Raw genomic sequence first — 19,426 nt, forward strand, 5'->3', positions numbered from 1 at the left:
TCGCTTACCAGTGGCGTTCAAGATAGAGCACGGCCGTGACGATAATCGCCACAAAAATCAGAAAGATAAGTGTGATAACGCCTATCTCACTCATGACCGTCCCCGCGGCACCAAAACAGATTAAGCGTGGATTAAGGCCATTTTGCGCGGTATAGGAAAATCGGGTGAATTTGCGGAAAGAGGATGCGGCTGCATCCTCTGTGCAAAGCGGGTAGGCGCTTATTCAGAAGAGATTAACGCAGGTAATCGCCCGCGGCTTCTGGCTGGTAGAGCAGCTCCAGCACTTCCAGATGGGTCGAGGCACCGCCCGGCAATTCCCAGTGGATCGTATCCCCCGTACGCAGCCCCAGCAGTGCGGCACCCACAGGGGCCAGAACAGAAAGCTGTGCGCTGCTGTCGGTCATCTGAGCGGGGTAAACCAGCGTACGGGTCAACTCTTCACCGGTGGTCAGGTTGCGGAATTTCACCTGGCTGTTCATGGTGACCACGTTATGCGGCATCGTCTCAGGCGTGCACATCTGTGCCCGGTCGAGCTCCTCATTCAGGGCGTCGGCCACGGGGAGCGAGGCGAACTCCGCTTTTTCCAGCAGCCTGTCGATACGTTCTGCGTCGAGCTCATTGATGATAATGGTAGGTCTGGACATTTTTTACTCCATGTCGTTAATGCTGCGTCTTACGCAGAAACTGATCCAAAAGAAAACCCTCGCCGTCTGGCAGCGAGGGTTTAACTCTCCCGATGATACTGGCTGAGCGCGCAAGTTTGAAGTGATGAAAGTCACATTCATAGGCCATATGAATTTTGCTGAAATTTATTCAGTCTTCATTCCTGGCGGAATACGTTACGCTGAGTGTCATGAATCCGGGCGTTGCCCGCCAACGAGAGAGAATTATGTACTTCTATCAACCGTCTCAGGGACACGGCCTGCCGCATGACCCGCTGAACGCCATTATTGGTCCGCGTCCGATAGGCTGGATCTCCTCATGCGATAAGGCCGGTCAGCTGAATCTCGCACCGTACAGCTTCTTTAACTGCTTTAACTATCGCCCACCGATCATCGGCTTTTCCAGCAACGGCTGGAAGGACAGCGTGCGTAATATTACTGAGACAAAAGAGTTTGTCTGGAATCTGGCAACGCGCGATCTTGCCCAGGCGATGAATCAAACCTCCGCGATGCTTCCCCACGACCGGGATGAATTTAGCTTTGCCGGGCTCACGCCAGCGGCCAGCCAGCTGGTGAACGCCCCTCGCGTTGCAGAAAGCCCGGTGAATTTTGAGTGTCGCCTGTCGCAGTGCATTCAGTTGACGGGGGCTGACGGTACGCCGGTAGACACGTGGCTGGTGCTGGGGGAAGTGGTCGGTATCCATATTGCCGAAACGCTGCTGGAAGAGGGGATATACCAGACGGCGAAAGCGCAGCCCATCCTGCGTGCGGGTGGGCCGACGGCGTACTATGGCATCAGCGATGAAAACCGGTTTGATATGGTGCGCCCAACGGTGGATCAGTAGCCGGCTTTATCAATCATAAATTGTTTACCGCAGTTACCCGGATGTGGCTGCGGGGCAAATGAGGTCGCAGAAAGCGGGTTGTTAATGGTGTCTGCCTTCAGCGAAATCTGCATCTCGGTCAGATAAGCCGGGTTGCCGCTGCAGGTCAGCTTGAACGCTTTGACGTTCTCGTTGCCCCAGCTCCTGGCCACGGCACTGTCAAAATCGCTGCGAGTGACGGTTTTCCCGTAGTGACCGGCGAGGAATTTACCGACCGCACTGTTTTTAATTTCCTGATTCATCCGCACCATCGTGCCGAAATAGGCATCGGGATCGAAACCAAAGCAGACGCCGTGTTTAGCGTATTCGTAACGCTCCAGGCAGGAGTTACCGCCCGCGCCCGGCATCACGTCGTTGAGCTTTGCGGCAGCGGAAAGCGACAGCCCGGTTTCGGCGGCTTCGCATTTGCGGCTGGCCTTCACTTCCGGCATGTTCGGAATGGGGCGCGTGGCGCAACCAAAACGCATCCAGCGACGCTCATCTACCCCGCGTGCGGCAATGGATTTCGGCAGGCCGGGCCATAACCCGTGAACGGTCAGAAAATCGGCTTTATTTTCGCGCTCTTTTTGCAGACGACATTCGTCAGGTTCATTGCGGTTGCGCTCGACCATGCTCTGGCAAAACCCGGTTTGCCAGGACAGAGCCAGCACATAGCGATCGAAATCGCCATACTGGGTTGCCTTGAGCGGTTCTGCCTGTGTGGAGAAGACACAGAGTGCAAGCGCGATTGCGCCGGACGGGATAACAATATCCTTCCTGAACATATGATTTCCTGATCGAATGAGCGTGATTAATTTCTGGGGGTTATTAAAGCACAAAAAGCGCCCGCAGGCGCTTTCTGGATATCCCTAATTTAGGTTAGGCTGCGCCGGGAACCAGCACCTCCGTGGCGATAATTACGATAATCAGCCCAACCAGAACGGGTACGGAGGTGCGTTTTACCACTTCGAATGGGGAGATTTTTGCCATCCCGGCAACGGCGACCACTACGCCTGATACCGGGGAGATGGTACGGCCCAGGTTTGAGGCCTGCAGCATGGGAATGGAGAGATAGGCCGGGTTAATACCGGAGGAGTGAGCCAGTTTCGGGATCATCTCAACGAAAGCGTAGAAAGGCGCATTACCGGAACCGGTGGTCATCGCCGCCAGCATGGTGAGTACCACCAGGACCAGCATCAGGATAATACTGGCCGATCCGAACGAGGTGGCGATAGAGATCAGGCTCTGGATAAAGCCGATGGTGCTCAAACCCTGGGCAAAAACGCCCGCTGCCACCAGCAGCATCACTACGCCAGCGAAGGCATCCGCCATGCCGCGATAGGCAACTTCCAGACCCGAGAACACCTTTTGCGTGTTAAAACCACGCACAAATTCCAGCACGGCAGCCAGCAGCATGCAGATCACCAGAATGGTGATAATGTGCAGCTGCGGGCCCCATTTGCCGTCAAAAATCAGCACCCCAATAATCGGCGTGAAGGGCAGAATGGCATAAAACGCGGGAGCGGTGGTGGTGATTTCACTCACGTCCATCATTTCATGGCTGATGTTTTCTTTCTTATCGAGATAGCGCTGCCAGAAGAAATGCGCGATACCCATGCCCACTATGGCAACAATGGAGATCGGCAGCGTGGTTTTAAAGGCGAAGTCGATGAGCGACATCTCCGCAGCCTTTGCCGCCAGCACGACGTCGCCGGAGGTCGGAGAGAGAATAATCGCAGCCGGAGACGCGCAAATGGCTGCTGCCGCGCCGCGGCTGATACCGACGTTCACCATGACCGGGAACAGCGTGGCCATCAGCAGTACGCCAAGTCCGGTAGCCGACGAAACGGCCAGTGACATCAGGCAGGCGAGAAAATAGGCGGCGACCATCAGCAGATACGGCGAGTTGATGTATTGCAGGGGTTTGGAGGCAAGCTTAACGACCATGTCGTTGGCGCCGATATGAGTCATGTAGGCCGCAAAACCGCACAGCATCATGATCATCATGCCCAGGTCACCGCCGCGGCTCATGAGCAATATTTTAATATATTCCACAATATCGGTGGCGGTGTAACCGGTGCTGGTTGCGCTGGCAGGCAACACCTGATGCCCCATCAGTGCGCTGATAATCAGCAGCGTTAAACCGCCAACAAATAATACGCCCGTGGCCGAGTAGCCTTTAATGATGTAGCGTGCGACACCGACAATGACGACGACTCCAATAAGGAGCTCGAATAACGTAAGCATGATTTCCCCTGTATCTCTGCTGCTATGGAGCACAAAAAATCAATAAAAAAAAGAAGGATGAAAATGTGCCGAATAAATGGCCTGTTCTTGCTGATTAAAATCAATAAACAGACGACTAGAGAGCAGAACAACCGTGTTTTTGCCATGGCTCATACATTTATGCCATGCGGGTCTTGACCGTCAGAAATAGCGCAATATGTCCTTACAATGATAACAGATTGTTAATATTTTGTATAATGCGGCATGTTGCTGATAAAGAAGGTGAAACAGGCTAAAGACCCACCCTGTATGTGCTTATTCGACCTTGCTGTCCGGTTTTATTAAGAATATTCCCGGAAAAAGGCCAAATAATTAGGAATAACGCTGATGCCGTTAAGCTTTGATTCAACTATTTTATGGTAAACTTTGCCTCGAATACTAAGAATGGTAATTGCATTGTGATCGTACGTAATACATTTTTCTCAATTTTATTGTTTATTTTTGGGCAGTTAACGTTTTCTTCTGTTGCACAGGCAGAGGGCAACGCGACGGATAAAGGATGGTTCTCAACCTTTACGGATAATGTCTCCCAGACCTGGACGTCGCCGGAACATTATGATCTCTATGTTCCGGCAATAACGTGGCATGCGCGTTTTGCATATGACAAAGAGAAGACCGATAAATACAACGAGCGTCCGTGGGGCGCCGGTTTTGGTCAGTCGCGCTGGGATGAAAAGGGAAACTGGCATGGCATCTATCTGATGGCCTTTAAAGATTCCTTTAATAAATGGGAGCCGATTGGAGGCTACGGCTGGGAGAAAACCTGGCGCCCGCTAGCCGACGAGAACTTCCATGTTGGGTTGGGCTATACCGCGGGGGTCACCGCGCGTGACAACTGGAACTACATTCCGATCCCGGTGCTGCTGCCTTTGGCTTCTATCGGCTACGGTCCCGCAACGTTCCAGATGACCTACATTCCGGGCACGTATAACAACGGCAACGTCTACTTCGCCTGGATGCGTTTTCAGTTTTAACTGAAAAAACGTCACAGTCTGGTGAAAAAACGTGCAGGCGTTGATTCATAAACGATAAAAATCGGCCAGTGAAAATTAACGCGACTTTAGTCACTTTTTATCAAAGATCCGCTGGACAAAAGGTCTCACAATTGATGTACTGGTAACCGACACAGCATTTGTGTCGTTTTTTAATGTAAAGGTAATTTTGATGTCTAAGATTAAAGGTAACGTTAAGTGGTTTAATGAGTCCAAAGGATTCGGTTTCATTACTCCTGAAGATGGCAGCAAAGACGTGTTCGTACACTTCTCTGCAATCCAGTCTAATGGTTTCAAAACTCTGGCTGAAGGTCAGCGTGTAGAGTTCGAAATCACTAACGGTGCCAAAGGCCCTTCTGCTGCTAACGTAATCGCTCTGTAATTCAGACGCGTCAGCAAGAATTTCAAAACCCGCTCACTGAGCGGGTTTTTTTCGTTTTGAATCAGCCAAGCAGATACATTTTCAGGAAGCTTGCAACGATCAGCACGCTCAACAACACCATGCCTGCGCTCATCAGACTCTGTTTCATTCTGTCACCCTCGTTCAGTACTGCACTCAGAGTGACAGAGAAAAATTAAGCCAACATTAACGGTCCGTCTGTTAATGCGTGCTTGCGGAGGAAAAGAGCCAAAATGCGATCCCCGTCATCGCAAACGAGCCGAGCATGTTAATTGCGATATTCGCCAGCGCCCAGCCGATACGGCCTTCCTGAAAGAGAAACACCACTTCCGCAGAGAACGTCGAAAAGGTGGTTAATCCGCCGCAGAATCCGGTGGTAATCAGGACTTTCCACATTGGGTCAATGTGTGTCATTCGATTAAACCAGGCCAGCCCCATGCCAATGATAAAGGCACCAATCAGGTTTGCAGCCAGTGTCCCCATGGGAATCGCCTGATGCAGCGGGTTAAACCGCATACTCAGAAACCATCGCGCAACGCTACCCGTTCCCCCACCAATAAAAACGGCTAAAAGTAGTTGTAACACGCTAAATACCTGCTATTTGATGTGTAAGAGAAGCGAGTTTAACGCCGTTTATGATGAGGGGACAAATATGTATGTTGCGGTAGGGCAATTTGCGGTCACGCCAGACTGGCAGGCGAACGCGATAACATGCGTCAACCTGATGATGCAGGCCCGGCAGAAAGGCGCGTCGCTGCTGGTGCTTCCTGAGGCGCTGCTGGCCAGGGATGATAACGACCCGGATTTATCGGTGAAGTCTGCGCAACCGCTGGACGGCGAGTTCTTGCAGCAACTGCTCGCCCAGAGCATGGGCAATACGATGACGACGATCTTAACGATCCATGTTCCCTCCACGCCGGGCCGTGCAGTGAATACGCTGGTGGCGATTCGCGGCGGAGCCATTGTCGCACGTTACGCCAAGCTCCATCTCTATGATGCGTTCAGCATTCAGGAATCGCGGCGCGTTGACCCCGGAGACAGTATCCCACCGCTTCTGGAGATTGACGGATTCAAGATTGGGCTGATGACGTGCTATGACCTGCGTTTTCCGGAGCTGGCGCTCCATCTGGCGCTGCAAGGGGCGGACGTACTGGTACTCCCTGCCGCGTGGGTCAAAGGACCGTTAAAAGAGCACCACTGGGCAACGCTGCTGGCGGCACGCGCGCTGGATACCACCTGCTATGTCGTTGCTGCAGGAGAGTGCGGCACGAAAAACATCGGGCAAAGCAGGGTGGTCGATCCGCTGGGTGTGACGATTGCCGCCGCTGCGGAAGCGCCGGATTTACTGGTGGCGGAGATAAACATAGACAGAATTGCGCTTGCACGTCAGCAATTACCTGTTCTTCGCAACCGTCGGTTTGCGCCACCGCAATTATTGTGATGTTTTTTTCAACAATGCTTGATTCACCTTGTTACAGATTGCTATTGTGTGCACGCGCTAAATGACCGTTAATACAGTCAGGTTTTGGCGCTGAATGCAGCCTGTTTTAAGTAAAGAAGGTATCTATGGGTGAGATTAGTATTACCAAACTGCTGGTGGTTGCCGCACTGGTCGTCCTGCTGTTTGGTACCAAGAAGTTACGCACGCTGGGTGGTGACCTGGGGGCTGCCATCAAAGGCTTTAAGAAAGCGATGAACGACGATGATGCAGCCGCGAAGAAAAGCGCTGAGGATGACGTCCCGGCAGATAAGCTTTCTCACAAAGAGTGACAGCAACGCCTGAGGGCTTGCGAAAAAAAACCGGCTCATGAGGCCGGTTTTTTTGTATTACTGTAAATGAATATTACAGCTTTATTTAACTTCTTCGCCTTTAGCCTGCATATCGGCATGGTATGAGGAGCGAACGAATGGGCCGCAGGCTGCGTGGGTGAAGCCCATCGCCATCGCTTCGGCTTTCATTTCATCAAACTCGTCCGGGCTCACGTAGCGCTGTACCGGCAGGTGGTGACGGCTTGGCTGCAGATACTGGCCCAGGGTCAGCATGGTCACACCGTGGCGGCGAAGATCGCGCATCACCTCGATGATTTCATCGTTAGTTTCACCCAGACCCACCATCAGGCCTGACTTGGTCGGAATATGCGGATGCGCTTCTTTGAAGCGTTCCAGCAGTTTCAGAGACCAGTTATAGTCAGCGCCCGGGCGCACCTGACGATAGAGACGCGGCACGTTCTCAAGGTTGTGGTTAAACACATCCGGTGGCGTCGCGGTCAGGATATCCAGCGCGCGGTCCATACGGCCGCGGAAGTCAGGCACCAGCGTCTCGATTTTGATGTTTGGGCTTTTCTCGCGAATGGCCGTAATACAGTCAGCGAAGTGCTGCGCTCCGCCGTCGCGCAGATCGTCACGGTCAACGGACGTGATAACCACATAGCGCAGCGCCATGTCGGCGATGGTCTGCGCCAGCTTCTGAGGTTCGTTAGCATCAGGTGCGACCGGACGGCCATGAGCAACATCGCAGAACGGGCAGCGGCGGGTACAGATCGCACCCAGAATCATAAACGTCGCGGTACCGTGATTGAAACATTCAGCAAGGTTCGGACAAGAGGCTTCTTCACAAACGGAGTGAAGGCCATTCTTGCGCATCGCCGCTTTGATCCCCTGGATACGCGAAGAGTCGGCCGGAAGTTTGATTTTCATCCATTCCGGTTTTCTTAACAGCGCCTCGCGCTCTGTAGCCACGTTTTTAACCGGGATAAGGGCCATTTTATCGGCATCGCGGTATTTAACACCGCGTTCCATCACAATGGGTTTACTCATAGCGTGCGTGTTCCAGTTGCGAATATCGAAGGAAAGCGTTTCAATTCAAGGGAATGTTGTATTTATCAACTATTTTTGAATGAACGACAGGCAGTATATCATTGAAACGGTCGTTAAAGCAGCCTGCCAGATCGCCAATTTGTAAAATAGTTGTTGTTTTGTGCCTTTTGCCCTGCCTGTCACAGGGGCTTATGCTGGCTCAACCTGTCAGAAGGCCTGACGGATAATGCGGATGACGTTTTCCAGGACCGGATCGCGCAAACTCAGCTTGTTGTAATGCAGTGAAATTTCAACTGATTCCGCATTAAGCTGACTGAGGGGAATGCTGTCCAGCGGCCAGCATTTCCGGAGCAGGTTATACAGGCGTGATGGCATCACGCACAGCATATCGCTGCTGCCGATCAGAGAGGCGGTGGTGAACATATTGTAACTGCTGAAGCTGATCTGACGTTCCGGGAAAATTTCATCAATACGCTGACGAAGGGCATGGTTAGATTGCCCTTCGGTCATAAAAGACGAGTGGTCGTAGTTGCGCAGGTTTTCGAGGGTCAGCGGTTCGCTGAGAACCGGATGCTGCTGCCGGCAAACCAGTACCAGGTTGTCCGTATAAAGCACATTTTGCCCCAGCGCTCTGGCGCTGAAGCTGCCGCTTTCAATAATCAGGTCCGTCTGGAACTGGGCAAGCTGAACGTCAGGTTCATGGAGAGGCACATTGCGAAGCAGGAGCTGCGGAGCATGCTCTTTCACGGCCTGGAAGATCGCAGGCATGACCAGCACACCCACAGAAGGGGAACAGCCGATGGTGATGGTTCTTTGCTTATCGTAGCTCCCGGTTAAATCTAGTGCGCCCAGAATCGACTCCAGCCCCTGGCTGATGTACTCATGGAGATGCGTGGCGTAGGCCGTCGGCGTTACCCCCTGGCCCTTACGGATAAATAACGGGTCAGGAAATATAGCGCGTAGCTTTTGGATGGACTGGCTAATTGCTGATGGCGTGAGATTAAGAATTTTCGCAGCGTTAACGATACCCTTATGGACATATACTGCCTCAAAAATAGTCAGTAAATTGAGATCAATATTACGTAAAGTCCGAAAAATTTGCGGCTTGTCTTCGCCACCAGGTTCATTCAGTCGTTTGGCTGGTAAATTATTATACTCCACGCTTTCACTCCGTATACATTCACAATATGAATGATAGTTGAATTTATTTATTATGCTTGTAGAGATTCGTAAAGTGTTGGTTTTGTTTCACTTGTTTATCAAAAGCAAACACTTGTGTGATAATTGCTCACGTTACTTATGCCGTGTTTGCCGTGCTTGCTGGAGGCTAAATAATATGTAGCGGTAATATTCGGGCGCTTCGAAAATATAGAATCTGTGGATTATTGTAAAGTGCAAAAACGGTAAATAAACGGTGGCCCGCCAAATTAGCGAGCCCTGTTGTAGGATATATTAAGCAGGGATATATTCGTGCGGGGGATTGTTAAGTAGTGCTAACACGTTCTTCAACAGCACGGGGCGAATAGTGTCTGGCGTAGCGGTTTCAACCCACTGGCGCACTTGCGTCATTTCCATACCGGCGTAGCCGCAGGGGTTTATGCGCTGGAAAGGGGCAAGATCCATATTAATATTCAATGCCAGGCCGTGGAATGAGCAACCTTTACGAATACGCAGCCCCAGAGAGCAGATCTTCATTTCCCCAACGTAAACCCCAGGCGCATCGGCACGCGGATGCGCATCAATACCATATTCCGCCAGCGTGTTGACGACGGTTTGTTCCAGTAGGGTAACCAGCTCACGGACGCCCAGCTTTCTGCGCTTCAGATTGAGCAGGACGTACATCACCTGCTGCCCGGGCCCATGGTACGTGACCTGGCCGCCGCGATCGCTCTGGATAACCGGGATATCGCCCGTCATTAATAAATGTTCTGCTTTTCCCGCCTGACCCTGCGTAAAGACCGGCAGGTGTTCGACCAGCCAGATCTCATCGGGGGTTGTATCATCGCGTGAATCGGTGAAGTCATGCATAGCCTGGGAGACAGGCTCGTAAGGTTGCAGCCCGAGGTGACGGACCAGAATTTTATCCTGATACAAAACTGCGTCTCCGAAGACGAGGGACAAAAGGTATGCGGGAGTATATCACAGCGGGGAGAGGGGTTACCCGGCAAACCGGGTAACCGCAAAGGGACTACAGCACCATACGAACGATTTCGATATTGCCGAGCTCTTCGTACAGCGTCTCAACCTGCTCAATGTGTGTCGCAGTGATGGTAATAGAAACCGAGTGGTAGTTGCCCTTGCTGCTTGGTTTTACTGACGGAGAGTAGTCACCCGGCGCATGGCGCTGTACCACTTCAACCACCTGATCAACCAGCTCAGGTTTCGCCAGACCCATTACTTTGTAGGTAAATGGGGTAGGGAATTCAAGCAGTTCGTTAAGTTTGGTTTTCATGTCAGCTCCGGCGTAACGTCAAAAAATAATAACTCCCACGTCAGGTGGGAGTTATCAGGATACTTAGTATATGGGGATCAAAATCACACTTTCAAGTGTTCAATTTTTAACCAAACCAGTGGTGGAACATCAATTTAATGTAATCAATGATTTTGCCGAAGAAATTGCCTTCAGGAATTTCTTGCAGGACCACCAGCGGACGCTGATCGATCGTTTTACCATCCAGCTGGAAGTTGATGGTACCCACAACCTGGTTTTTCTGCAGCGGAGCGTGCAGCTCGGTGCTGTTCAGTACGTAGCTGGCTTTCAGATCCTTCATACGACCGCGCGGAATGGTCAGGTAGAGGTCTTTATCAACGCCGAGAGAAGCACGGTCGTTGTCGCCGAACCAGACGGGTTCAGACGCAAACTCTTTGCCTGCTTTCAGTGGATTCACGGTTTCGAAGAAACGGAAGCCCCAGGTCAGCAGCTTCTTGCTTTCTGTTTCACGGCCTTTAAAGGTGCGCCCCCCCATCACGGCAGAGATCAGACGCATCTGGCCTTCAGTGGCGGAGGCGACCAGGTTGTAGCCCGCTTTGTCGGTGTGACCGGTTTTGATGCCGTCAACGTTCAGGCTGTTATCCCACAGCAGGCCGTTACGGTTGGTCTGACGGATACCGTTGAAGGTGAACTCTTTCTCTTTATAGATAGAGTACTCATTAGGGACATCGCGGATCAGCGCCTGACCAATCAGCGCCATATCACGTGCGGAGCTGTACTGACCGTCTGCGTCCAGGCCGTGTACGGTCTGGAAATGGCTGTTTTTCAGACCCAGCGCGTTCACGTAGCTGTTCATCAGGCCCACGAAGGCATCCTGGCTACCGGCGGCGAAATCGGCCATCGCCACGCAGGCATCGTTACCTGACTGCAGGTTGATACCGCGAATCAGCTGGGAAACAGGAACCTGCATACCCGGTTTCAGGAACATCAGAGAGGAACCTTTAAAGACCGGGTTCCCGGTCGCCCACGCATCGTTACCGATGGTGACCAGATCCGTTTCTTTGAATTTACCTGCCTTCATCGCCTGGCCGATAACGTAGCTGGTCATCATTTTGGTCAGGCTGGCCGGGTCACGGCGGGCATCGGCATTCTGTTCTGCCAGCACTTTGCCAGAGTTGTAATCGATCAGGATGTAGGACTCCGCGTCGATTTGCGGAACGCCAGGGATCATGGTCTTGATATTCAGGTCATCGGCGTGAGCTGCAGAGAGCGCAGCCGCGCAAAGGGCCGTGGTCAGCGCCATGCGCTGCACAAAACAAGCAGAAAAAGTGGTCTTCATGGTCAGAACTACGACATCCGTGATGGAATTAAAAAAAGTGCCTTACTATAGCAAATGCTATTCAGGCAGGCATCCGACTTTAAGCATGAGTTTGTGAATGTGTTTTACACAAACTGACAATTCGGATACCGCCGGTTAATTATTTCGCAACAGCGATAAATGACTGAAGCTGAGCTTCATTCTGCAGACGCTGCTGCAGGGAGGCTGCCTGCGATTTGCTGGCAAACGGCCCCATCTGAATGCGCCAGACCGCACCGTTCTGCTCAACGCGTCCTGGTACGCCAAACTGCTGGCTCAGACGCTGTTGATACTGTTTGGCCCGGGCCTGATCGCTCACTGCGCCGACCTGAACCACACAGCTGCCGCTGGCCGCTGTTGGAGCCGTCACCGCTGCACTTTGCGTGGCCGCGGACGCCGTTACGGGAGCCGACTGGGTCGCTGGCGCAGCAACGGGAGCGGGGGCTGGGGCTGGGGTAGGCTCACTGCCTTCCAGCACGCCCGAGGCTAAGGTCGTCGGTGCACCAAGAAAGCCGCTACTCTTTACCGGTGCGCCCGTTGAATCGTCGCTTTGCAGCGTGTCATTGCTGATTGGGCGTATTTCTCCCCCCGGCTGAGCAGGCTCGGCCGGAGAAGAGACGCTGCCCATTCCGCCGTCAAGATTTGGGCGGTCGGGCAGGGCATAGGTCTGTTTCGCCACCGTCGTACACGCGGTACCTGGCCCGGACAGCGAACCATCCTGTGCCACGATAATTGGGTCAATACGGACTTTGGTGTTGTTCGAGGTATTCAGACGATCGGCTGACGCGCGAGACAGGGAGATCACCCGGTCATTTCCGTACGGGCCGCGGTCGTTGATACGCACGACAATCATACGGCCGTTTGCCAGGTTGGTGATACGGGCGTAGCTCGGGATCGGCAGCGTTGGGTGTGCCGCCGTCAGCTGCATCGGGTCGAACGTCTCCCCGGAGGCCGTCAGGTTACTGCCTGGCTCGGCATCGTAAATGGCGGCAAAGCCCGCCTGACTGAAACGGGAAGGATCCTGAACAATTTTATAGCTTTTGCCGTCGCGCTCGTAATCCTGATTGGCACTGGCATTCAGCGGTTCATAAACGGGATCGGCACCGCTGATTTCAACGATTGGGCCATTACACACCGCAGGCTGCGGCGGCGCGACGGTTGCCTGTTGCTGACCATCATCACTTGTGCAGGCCGCAAGTAAACTTGCCGCAATGCAGATCCCCAGCCACTGCTTACGCATTCCGATCCCCTTATTTTTATACGCTTTTTGACAACATTTTTCTGTGGGTATGGATCGACATCACGATACCAAACCCGGCCATCAACACGATCAGTGCCGAGCCCCCGTAACTCACCAGCGGCAGCGGTACGCCTACCACCGGCAGAATACCACTCACCATACCAATATTTACGAAGACATAAACGAATAAAATCAGCATCAACCCGCCAGCCATGACGCGACCAAAGGTCGTTTGCGCGCGTGCTGCAATCCACAATCCCCGCATGATCAGCAGAACGTATAGCGCCAGGAGTATTAAGATGCCCACCAGCCCCAGCTCTTCCGCGAGTACCGCAAAGATAAAGTCGGTGTGGCGTTCCGGTAAAAATTCCAGCTGCGACTGCGTACCGTGCAGCCAGCCTTTCCCGCGCAGGCCGCCGGAGCCAATCGCAATCTTGGACTGAATAATATGATAGCCCGCGCCTAGCGGATCGGTTTCCGGATCGAGCAGCATCATGACGCGCTGGCGCTGGTAATCATGCATCAGGAAGAACCAGAGAATAGGGATGAACGCCGCTATCAGCACCACCGCGATGCCAATCAGGCGCCAGCTCAGGCCCGACAGGAAGAGGACAAACAGACCTGAGAGCGCGATAAGGATTGAGGTGCCGAGGTCAGGCTGTGCCGCAACCAGCAGCGTTGGCAGGAAAATCAGCACCAGCGCGATAGCGGTATTCTTCAGCGACGGCGGACAGACGTCGCGGTTGATAAAGCGTGCCACCATCAGTGGGACGGCGATTTTGGCAATCTCCGAGGGCTGGAAGCGGACAATACCCAAATCCAGCCAGCGCTGCGCCCCTTTTGAAATGGCGCCAAATGCATCGACCGCAACCAGCAAAATAATACAGAAGATGTAGAGGTAGGGCGCCCAACCTTCGTAGACACGTGGCGGGATCTGCGCCATCACCACCATAATGATCAGGCCCATGGCGATCTGGCCGATTTTGCGCTCCATCATCCCGATGTCCTGGCCGCTGGCGCTCCAGATAACCAGCGCACTGTAAACCAGCAGAGCCAGCAGGATCAGCAGCATGGCTGGGTCGATGTGGATTTTGTCCCACAGCGATTTTTTATTTGGATTATCCGTCATGATTATTGGTCCTCCGCCGCAGCGGCGGCCGGGTTTTCAGCCGGCAGTTCGGTGTTGTTATCACCCAGCATGATGTGGTCAAGGATCTGGCGCATGATGGTCCCTACTGCAGGCCCGGCACCGCCGTTCTCCAGAATCATTGCCACCGCGACCTGCGGGTTGTCATAAGGGGCAAACGCCGTCATCAGCTTATGGTCACGCAGACGTTCGGCAATGCGGTGCGCGTTATAGGTTTCGTTGGCTTTCAGGCCAAATACCTGCGCAGTACCGGACTTCGCCGCCACTTTGTACGGCGTCCCGGCGAAATACTTATGTGCGGTACCGTTCGGGCGGTTTGCCACGCCGTACATACCGTCTTTAGCGATTTCCCAGAAGCCGGAATGAATGTCACCCACCGGGGCTTCGTGCGGCTGGTTCCACGGCACTTTTTTGCCGTCTTCAACCGTACTCTGCAGCAGATGCGGCACTTTCACCACGCCGTCATTGATGAGGATCATCATGGCTTTGTTCATCTGAAGCGGCGTTGCCGTCCAGTAGCCCTGGCCGATACCCACCGGAATGGTATCGCCCTGATACCACGGCTTTTTAAAGCGCTTCAACTTCCATTCGCGCGTCGGCATGTTGCCGGAGCGTTCTTCCGCAAGGTCAACGCCAGTGTAGTGTCCGTAGCCGAATTTGCTCATCCACTCTGACAGGCGGTCGATCCCCATGTCATAGGCCACCTGATAGAAGAAGGTATCCGCAGACTCCTCCAGCGATTTGGTGACGTTCAGATGACCGTGACCCCATTTTTTCCAGTCGCGATAGCGCTTATCTGAACCCGGCAGCTGCCACCAGCCCGGGTCAAACAGGCTGGTATTGCGGTTGATGACGCCAGCACTCAGTGCAGAGACCGCCACGTACGGTTTAACCGTTGATGCCGGTGGGTAAACCCCTTGCGTCGCGCGGTTCACCAGCGGCGTGTTGGGGTCATTCAGCAGACCGGAGTAGTCTTTACTGGAAATGCCGTCAACAAACAGGTTCGGGTCATAGCTTGGCATTGACACCATCGCCAGGATGCCGCCGGTTCGAGGATCGGTGACCACAACGGCTGCACGACTCCCCGCCAGCAGGGTTTCAATATACTGCTGCAGCTTAAGGTCGAGGGTCAGATAGACGTCATGCCCCGCCTGCGGCGGTACCTCTTTAAGCTGGCGAATCACGCGGCCACGGTTGTTAACCTCAACTTCTTCATAGCCGGTTTGCCCGTGCAGGACATCTTCGTAGTAGCGTTCAATGCCCAGCTTACCGATATCATGCGTTGCGGCGTAGTTCGCCAGCTTGCCGTCTTTATCGAGGCGGTCGACGTCTTTGTCGTTAATCTTGGAGACGTAGCCAATCACATGCGTCAGCGCGGAGCCGTAGGGGTAGTAGCGACGCTTGTAACCTTTTACTTCCACGCCGGGGAAACGGTACTGGTTCACCGCAAAGCGGGCCACCTGGACTTCCGTCAGGTTGGTTTTAACCGGAATGGAGGTGAATCGGTGTGAGCGGGCGCGTTCTTTTTTAAAGGCAGCGATATCGTCGTCGTTAAGGTCAACAACGCTTTTCAGCGCTTCCAGCGTATCCTGAACATTATCGACTTTTTCCGGCATCATCTCGATTTGATAGATGGTGCGGTTTAACGCCAGCGGGGTGCCGTTACGATCGTAAATAATGCCGCGGCTGGGTGCGATAGGTACCAGCTTGATACGGTTTTCGTTGGAACGCGTCTGGTAATCGGTAAAGCGGACAATTTGCAGATTATAAAGGTTGGCGATCAGCACGCCGGTAAGCAGCAAAATCCCGGTGAAGGCGACCAGCGCCCGGCGCACAAACAGCGCGGACTCAGCCGTATAGTCGCGAAAAGAATTCTGTAGTTTCATCCGCTGCTTAATCTACCCTGGTCAGTCATTACTCGCGGTGATAGGGGTGGTTGGTAGTAATGCTCCACGCGCGATACAGGCTTTCTGCCACCAGTACCCGAACGAGCGGGTGGGGAAGCGTCAGCGCGGAGAGGGACCAACTTTGTTCTGCTGCCGCTTTGCAGGCAGGGGATAACCCTTCAGGCCCGCCAATCAACAGACTGACGTCACGACCATCCTGCTTCCAGCGCTCCAGTTCGTGCGCCAGCTGCGGCGTATCCCAGGGTTTTCCTGGAATATCGAGGGTGACGATGCGGTTCTTGCCTGCGGCAGCCAGCATCAGTTCACCCTCTTTATCGAGAATACGTTTGATATCGGCGTTCTTGCCGCGCTTACCGGCGGGAATTTCCACCAGTTCGAACGGCATGTCTTTTGGAAAACGACGCAGATATTCAGTAAAACCGGTTTGTACCCAGTCCGGCATTTTGGTGCCGACGGCGACCAGCTGCAACTTCACGCATTAACCCCAGAGTTTTTCCAGTTCATACAGGCGACGGCTCTCGTCCTGCATGACGTGGACAATCACATCGCCGAGATCGACAACCACCCAGTCAGCCGTCGCTTCACCTTCAACACCCAGCGGTAACAGCCCTGCTGCACGCGATTCCTGAACCACGTGATCGGCAATCGAAACAACATGACGCGTGGACGTACCGGTGCAGATAATCATGCAGTCGGTAATACTGGATTTACCCTTCACGTCAATCGCGATGATGTCCTGACCTTTCAGGTCATCAATTTTGTCAATAACAAAATCCTGGAGTGCTTTACCCTGCAAGTTTTCCCCCTGGGGTGAATGAGATTGTAAAACTTTGAATTCGTAGCCAGGCAGTATACCTGAACTCATGCCTGTGTCGGGACAAATGTCTCCGGCCGGGCTTTTGAAGGCGGGTATCATCCCACCCTCCGCCTGAGATTGCATCGCCATTTTTGTAAAACAATTTCTGTAAAGCAATGACTGGCGGGAAAGTCTGGCAGCGGAGAATAACAGTATGGCTTACCCTGTCAAGGCAGGATAAACAATAAGCCGCTTTTTATGCCTTCCCGCTATTCATCTGCGCTTTTCTGATACAAACCGTGCGTATGGATATAGGCCAGCACCGGTGCGGGGAGCAGATCGTCACATGCTAAACCCTGCTGTAAACGCTCGCGAATGAGGGTCGCAGAGATATCGAACCACGGCGTTTCCGCCAGATAAATCTTCCCGGCAGGCTGGTTGTGGAGATCTTCAACATTGGCGGTGAGATGATCTTCCAGCCACTGCTGGTACTGTGCTTCGCGCATGGTCAGCGGATAGCCAGGACGGCGGCAGACGAGCAGATGGCTGTTCTCCAGAATGGTTTCATATTTATGCCATGTGGGGAAGTTCAGCAGGGAATCCTGACCGATGATAAAAGCCAGCGGCTGGTCTGGCCCCTGTTCTGCGCGCCACTCCTGAAGCGTCTGCGAGGTCCATGAGGGTGTGTCGCGACGCAGCTCACGCTCGTCAAGCCGGAAGAGTGGCTTATCTGCGATGGCCAGGGCAAGCATCTCTTTTCGCTGCTCGCTGGTCGCCTCGGGCTGTGGGCGGTGGGGCGGGACATTATTGGGCATGATGGTAACGCGCTGAAGGCCGATCAGATTCGCCAGAATTTCAACCGGCTTCAGATGCCCGTAGTGTACCGGGTCGAAGGTGCCGCCATACAGGGCCTGTAAAGAATGCATACTATCCATCAATAAAAACGTCTGCCAGCGCCTTGTGGCAGAGCAGCAGAGAAAGGCTTTCCAGCTCCGCCCAGACCGACTGGCCGTAATCTTGCTTTAACGTAAGCTCGGCGCGCATCAGAAGCTGTACCGCCTGGCGAAGCTGTTCATGACTCAGGCGGTTGATGGCCTCGGTGGTCAAAGCCCGGCGATTTTGCCACACCCGGTGTTTATCAAACAGCGAACGCAAAGGCGTATGGGCAGACTGACGCTTGAGTGTAATCAGCAGCAGTAATTCGCGCTGCAGGGTTCGCAGCAGAATAACCGGTTCGCTGCCTTCGAGGCGCAGCTGCTGCAGAATATGCAGGGCGCGTTTACTTTTTGCCGACAGCAGCGCGTCCACCCAGTGGAACGGCGTGAAGTGCGCCGCGTCGTTAACGGCCTGCTCGACGCGCGGCAAGGTCAGCTTGCCGTCCGGCCAGAGCAGGGAGAGTCTGTCAAGCGCCTGCGCCAGGGCCAGCAGGTTACCTTCATAGCAGTAGCAGAGCAGCTGATTTGCCGCGTCATCCAGCTGAAGGTTGTGCTGTTTCGCTCTCGCGGCGACCCATTTAGGCAGATGTGCCTGCTCAGGCGTCTGACAGGTGACCAGCACCGCGTGGGTCGCGAGTTGGGTAAACCAGGCCGCGTTTTCCTGCGCTTTGGTCAGCTTGTTGCCACGCACAATAAGGAGCAGATCGCTGTGTAAGAGGCTGACCAGCGTTGCGAGCTGCTCGTTTATCGCCGCGTTAGGGCCGTTCTCCGGCAGCAGGATCTGAATTGTCTGGCGCGATGCGAACAGGCTCATCGCCTGACAAAGCGAGAAGAGGGCGTTCCAGTCGGTGTTGTTATCCAGCTGGACGGTGTGATGTTCATCAAAGCCCTGCGCGGCGGCGGCATGCCGCACGGCATCCAGGCTTTCCTGAAGCAATAACGGATCGTTTCCAAGAAGCAGATACGCCGCGCGCAGCCCTTCATTGAGCTGCGCGCGGAGTTGTTCAGGATACAGCCTGATCATCATTTACCCAGAGAGTTAGCAGCAGGAAGCGTGCCATCAACCGGTTTATCAACAATGTCAGATCCTTGTTTGGTTGACGCTGCAATACTTGGCAGTTTACGGATCAGCTGTTCCGCCGCCTTGTCGTACATTTCGTTGATGATAATCTGCTGTTCGGCATCTTTTGCCAGCGCCGTCTGCGGGTTATCGAAGAACGAACGGTACACTTTCGTGCTGATCGGATAGATGTCTTTACCCGGGATCAGAACTGCCGCGTTGACCGTCAACACCATTTGATACTCTGCGGTACGGCCATCCTGGAAGATAGACGCGGTATCTCTCGACAGACCACTTCCTGTCACACGCAGAGACGGTACATCCTGACGCAGCGTCTGTTTCTCAACAAGCTCAACGCCGTTCAGACGCAGCTGATTGCGAATTGCCCGACTGAGTGGACCATTCGGATCCCCGGAATCAAAGATCATGGTTTTCATCTGAGCAGGCACCGCCGTGGTATTGCGCAGGTGCCAGCCACAGCCAGCGGTGACAAGCACCGCCAGAGATAAGAGTATTGTTGCCAGTTGTCGCAC

23 protein-coding genes are annotated in these 19,426 nt (G+C 53.6%); 5 read left to right on the forward strand and 18 right to left on the reverse strand.

Annotation, left to right across the window (positions count from 1 at the left end; translation table 11 throughout):
* Positions 1-4 precede the first annotated feature (4 nt).
* Positions 5-94, reverse strand: a complete 90-nt coding sequence (yldA, locus tag KGP25_RS26750; protein ID WP_008501020.1) for a small membrane protein YldA — start codon at positions 92-94, stop codon at positions 5-7.
* 139 nt (positions 95-233) lie between these two features.
* Positions 234-644: a nucleoside diphosphate kinase regulator gene (rnk, locus tag KGP25_RS06395; RefSeq protein WP_045261020.1), complete on the reverse strand. Its 411-nt coding sequence runs from the start codon at positions 642-644 to the stop codon at positions 234-236.
* Positions 645-889: 245 nt separating this feature from the next.
* On the opposite strand from rnk, the gene KGP25_RS06400 reads away from it, so the two are divergent.
* A complete protein-coding gene (locus KGP25_RS06400; RefSeq protein WP_048226075.1) occupies positions 890-1,507 on the forward strand; it encodes a flavin reductase family protein in 618 nt (205 codons plus the stop codon).
* Here KGP25_RS06400 and rna read toward each other — a convergent pair.
* Together rna and dcuC are read right to left on the reverse strand one after the other, a co-directional pair.
* Entirely contained in the window at positions 1,501-2,310 is an 810-nt protein-coding gene (gene rna / locus KGP25_RS06405; RefSeq protein ID WP_048026950.1) for a ribonuclease I, read from the reverse strand. The genes KGP25_RS06400 and rna overlap by 7 nt on opposite strands.
* Before the next feature lie 94 nt (positions 2,311-2,404).
* A complete protein-coding gene (gene dcuC, locus KGP25_RS06410) occupies positions 2,405-3,772 on the reverse strand; it encodes an anaerobic C4-dicarboxylate transporter DcuC (RefSeq protein WP_048026951.1) in 1,368 nt (455 codons plus the stop codon).
* 395 nt (positions 3,773-4,167) lie between these two features.
* Between dcuC and pagP the strand changes: the two genes are divergently transcribed.
* On the forward strand, positions 4,168-4,785 hold the full coding sequence (gene pagP / locus KGP25_RS06415; RefSeq protein ID WP_080347338.1) for a lipid IV(A) palmitoyltransferase PagP: 618 nt from the start codon (positions 4,168-4,170) through the stop codon (positions 4,783-4,785).
* Positions 4,786-4,975: 190 nt separating this feature from the next.
* A complete protein-coding gene (gene cspE / locus KGP25_RS06420) occupies positions 4,976-5,185 on the forward strand; it encodes a transcription antiterminator/RNA stability regulator CspE (protein WP_002439184.1) in 210 nt (69 codons plus the stop codon).
* Between the two features lie 219 nt (positions 5,186-5,404).
* On the opposite strand, the gene crcB is transcribed toward cspE, so the two are convergent.
* Entirely contained in the window at positions 5,405-5,788 is a 384-nt protein-coding gene (gene crcB, locus KGP25_RS06425; RefSeq protein WP_024907010.1) for a fluoride efflux transporter CrcB, read from the reverse strand.
* 67 nt (positions 5,789-5,855) lie between these two features.
* On the opposite strand from crcB, the gene KGP25_RS06430 reads away from it, so the two are divergent.
* Positions 5,856-6,644 (forward strand): deaminated glutathione amidase, encoded by a 789-nt coding sequence (locus KGP25_RS06430; protein ID WP_045909594.1) that lies wholly within the window; start codon positions 5,856-5,858, stop codon positions 6,642-6,644.
* A 125-nt stretch (positions 6,645-6,769) separates the two neighbouring features.
* Positions 6,770-6,973, forward strand: coding sequence for a twin-arginine translocase subunit TatE (tatE, locus tag KGP25_RS06435; protein WP_023310742.1), 204 nt, complete (start codon positions 6,770-6,772; stop codon positions 6,971-6,973).
* An 81-nt stretch (positions 6,974-7,054) separates the two neighbouring features.
* On the opposite strand, the gene lipA is transcribed toward tatE, so the two are convergent.
* From lipA to lptE, 13 genes are all read right to left on the reverse strand, one after another.
* Positions 7,055-8,020 (reverse strand): lipoyl synthase, encoded by a 966-nt coding sequence (gene lipA, locus KGP25_RS06440; RefSeq protein WP_013097595.1) that lies wholly within the window; start codon positions 8,018-8,020, stop codon positions 7,055-7,057.
* Between the two features lie 207 nt (positions 8,021-8,227).
* On the reverse strand, positions 8,228-9,181 hold the full coding sequence (locus KGP25_RS06445) for a YbeF family transcriptional regulator (protein ID WP_045909593.1): 954 nt from the start codon (positions 9,179-9,181) through the stop codon (positions 8,228-8,230).
* A gap of 291 nt (positions 9,182-9,472) precedes the next feature.
* Positions 9,473-10,114 (reverse strand): lipoyl(octanoyl) transferase LipB, encoded by a 642-nt coding sequence (lipB, locus tag KGP25_RS06450; protein WP_045909592.1) that lies wholly within the window; start codon positions 10,112-10,114, stop codon positions 9,473-9,475.
* 94 nt (positions 10,115-10,208) lie between these two features.
* A complete protein-coding gene (ybeD, locus tag KGP25_RS06455; RefSeq protein WP_003858718.1) occupies positions 10,209-10,472 on the reverse strand; it encodes a DUF493 family protein YbeD in 264 nt (87 codons plus the stop codon).
* A 106-nt stretch (positions 10,473-10,578) separates the two neighbouring features.
* Complete coding sequence (gene dacA, locus KGP25_RS06460; protein ID WP_223540143.1) at positions 10,579-11,790, reverse strand: D-alanyl-D-alanine carboxypeptidase DacA; 1,212 nt, start codon at positions 11,788-11,790, stop codon at positions 10,579-10,581.
* 139 nt (positions 11,791-11,929) lie between these two features.
* Entirely contained in the window at positions 11,930-13,048 is a 1,119-nt protein-coding gene (rlpA, locus tag KGP25_RS06465; RefSeq protein ID WP_223540144.1) for an endolytic peptidoglycan transglycosylase RlpA, read from the reverse strand.
* Positions 13,049-13,064: 16 nt separating this feature from the next.
* Positions 13,065-14,177 carry a peptidoglycan glycosyltransferase MrdB gene (gene mrdB, locus KGP25_RS06470; RefSeq protein ID WP_008501037.1) on the reverse strand — a complete coding sequence of 371 codons (1,113 nt, stop codon included), beginning with the start codon at positions 14,175-14,177 and terminating at the stop codon, positions 13,065-13,067.
* A 2-nt stretch (positions 14,178-14,179) separates the two neighbouring features.
* Complete coding sequence (mrdA, locus tag KGP25_RS06475; protein WP_008501038.1) at positions 14,180-16,081, reverse strand: peptidoglycan DD-transpeptidase MrdA; 1,902 nt, start codon at positions 16,079-16,081, stop codon at positions 14,180-14,182.
* A 28-nt stretch (positions 16,082-16,109) separates the two neighbouring features.
* Positions 16,110-16,577, reverse strand: a complete 468-nt coding sequence (rlmH, locus tag KGP25_RS06480; protein ID WP_003858701.1) for a 23S rRNA (pseudouridine(1915)-N(3))-methyltransferase RlmH — start codon at positions 16,575-16,577, stop codon at positions 16,110-16,112.
* A 3-nt stretch (positions 16,578-16,580) separates the two neighbouring features.
* Positions 16,581-16,898: a ribosome silencing factor gene (gene rsfS, locus KGP25_RS06485; RefSeq protein ID WP_023334893.1), complete on the reverse strand. Its 318-nt coding sequence runs from the start codon at positions 16,896-16,898 to the stop codon at positions 16,581-16,583.
* A 269-nt stretch (positions 16,899-17,167) separates the two neighbouring features.
* Positions 17,168-17,833: a nicotinate-nucleotide adenylyltransferase gene (nadD, locus tag KGP25_RS06490; protein ID WP_025912714.1), complete on the reverse strand. Its 666-nt coding sequence runs from the start codon at positions 17,831-17,833 to the stop codon at positions 17,168-17,170.
* Positions 17,826-18,857, reverse strand: a complete 1,032-nt coding sequence (holA, locus tag KGP25_RS06495; RefSeq protein WP_048026955.1) for a DNA polymerase III subunit delta — start codon at positions 18,855-18,857, stop codon at positions 17,826-17,828. Before holA ends, nadD begins: the two co-directional genes overlap by 8 nt.
* On the reverse strand, positions 18,857-19,426 hold the full coding sequence (gene lptE, locus KGP25_RS06500; protein WP_008501042.1) for an LPS assembly lipoprotein LptE: 570 nt from the start codon (positions 19,424-19,426) through the stop codon (positions 18,857-18,859). The genes holA and lptE overlap by 1 nt, the downstream gene beginning before the upstream one ends.

This window comes from Enterobacter sp. JBIWA003 (assembly GCF_019968825.1).
Classification (GTDB): domain Bacteria; phylum Pseudomonadota; class Gammaproteobacteria; order Enterobacterales; family Enterobacteriaceae; genus Enterobacter; species Enterobacter quasiroggenkampii.

Coding starts and splice junctions, on each gene's coding strand:
- yldA (WP_008501020.1), bottom strand. CDS start 94: ATGAGTGAGATAGGCGTTATCACACTTATCTTTCTGATTTTTGTGGCG.
- rnk (WP_045261020.1), bottom strand. CDS start 644: ATGTCCAGACCTACCATTATCATCAATGAGCTCGACGCAGAACGTATC.
- KGP25_RS06400 (WP_048226075.1), top strand. CDS start 890: ATGTACTTCTATCAACCGTCTCAGGGACACGGCCTGCCGCATGACCCG.
- rna (WP_048026950.1), bottom strand. CDS start 2,310: ATGTTCAGGAAGGATATTGTTATCCCGTCCGGCGCAATCGCGCTTGCA.
- dcuC (WP_048026951.1), bottom strand. CDS start 3,772: ATGCTTACGTTATTCGAGCTCCTTATTGGAGTCGTCGTCATTGTCGGT.
- pagP (WP_080347338.1), top strand. CDS start 4,168: ATGGTAAACTTTGCCTCGAATACTAAGAATGGTAATTGCATTGTGATC.
- cspE (WP_002439184.1), top strand. CDS start 4,976: ATGTCTAAGATTAAAGGTAACGTTAAGTGGTTTAATGAGTCCAAAGGA.
- KGP25_RS06430 (WP_045909594.1), top strand. CDS start 5,856: ATGTATGTTGCGGTAGGGCAATTTGCGGTCACGCCAGACTGGCAGGCG.
- tatE (WP_023310742.1), top strand. CDS start 6,770: ATGGGTGAGATTAGTATTACCAAACTGCTGGTGGTTGCCGCACTGGTC.
- lipA (WP_013097595.1), bottom strand. CDS start 8,020: ATGAGTAAACCCATTGTGATGGAACGCGGTGTTAAATACCGCGATGCC.
- ybeD (WP_003858718.1), bottom strand. CDS start 10,472: ATGAAAACCAAACTTAACGAACTGCTTGAATTCCCTACCCCATTTACC.
- dacA (WP_223540143.1), bottom strand. CDS start 11,790: ATGAAGACCACTTTTTCTGCTTGTTTTGTGCAGCGCATGGCGCTGACC.
- rlpA (WP_223540144.1), bottom strand. CDS start 13,048: ATGCGTAAGCAGTGGCTGGGGATCTGCATTGCGGCAAGTTTACTTGCG.
- mrdB (WP_008501037.1), bottom strand. CDS start 14,177: ATGACGGATAATCCAAATAAAAAATCGCTGTGGGACAAAATCCACATC.
- mrdA (WP_008501038.1), bottom strand. CDS start 16,081: ATGAAACTACAGAATTCTTTTCGCGACTATACGGCTGAGTCCGCGCTG.
- nadD (WP_025912714.1), bottom strand. CDS start 17,833: ATGGATAGTATGCATTCTTTACAGGCCCTGTATGGCGGCACCTTCGAC.
- holA (WP_048026955.1), bottom strand. CDS start 18,857: ATGATCAGGCTGTATCCTGAACAACTCCGCGCGCAGCTCAATGAAGGG.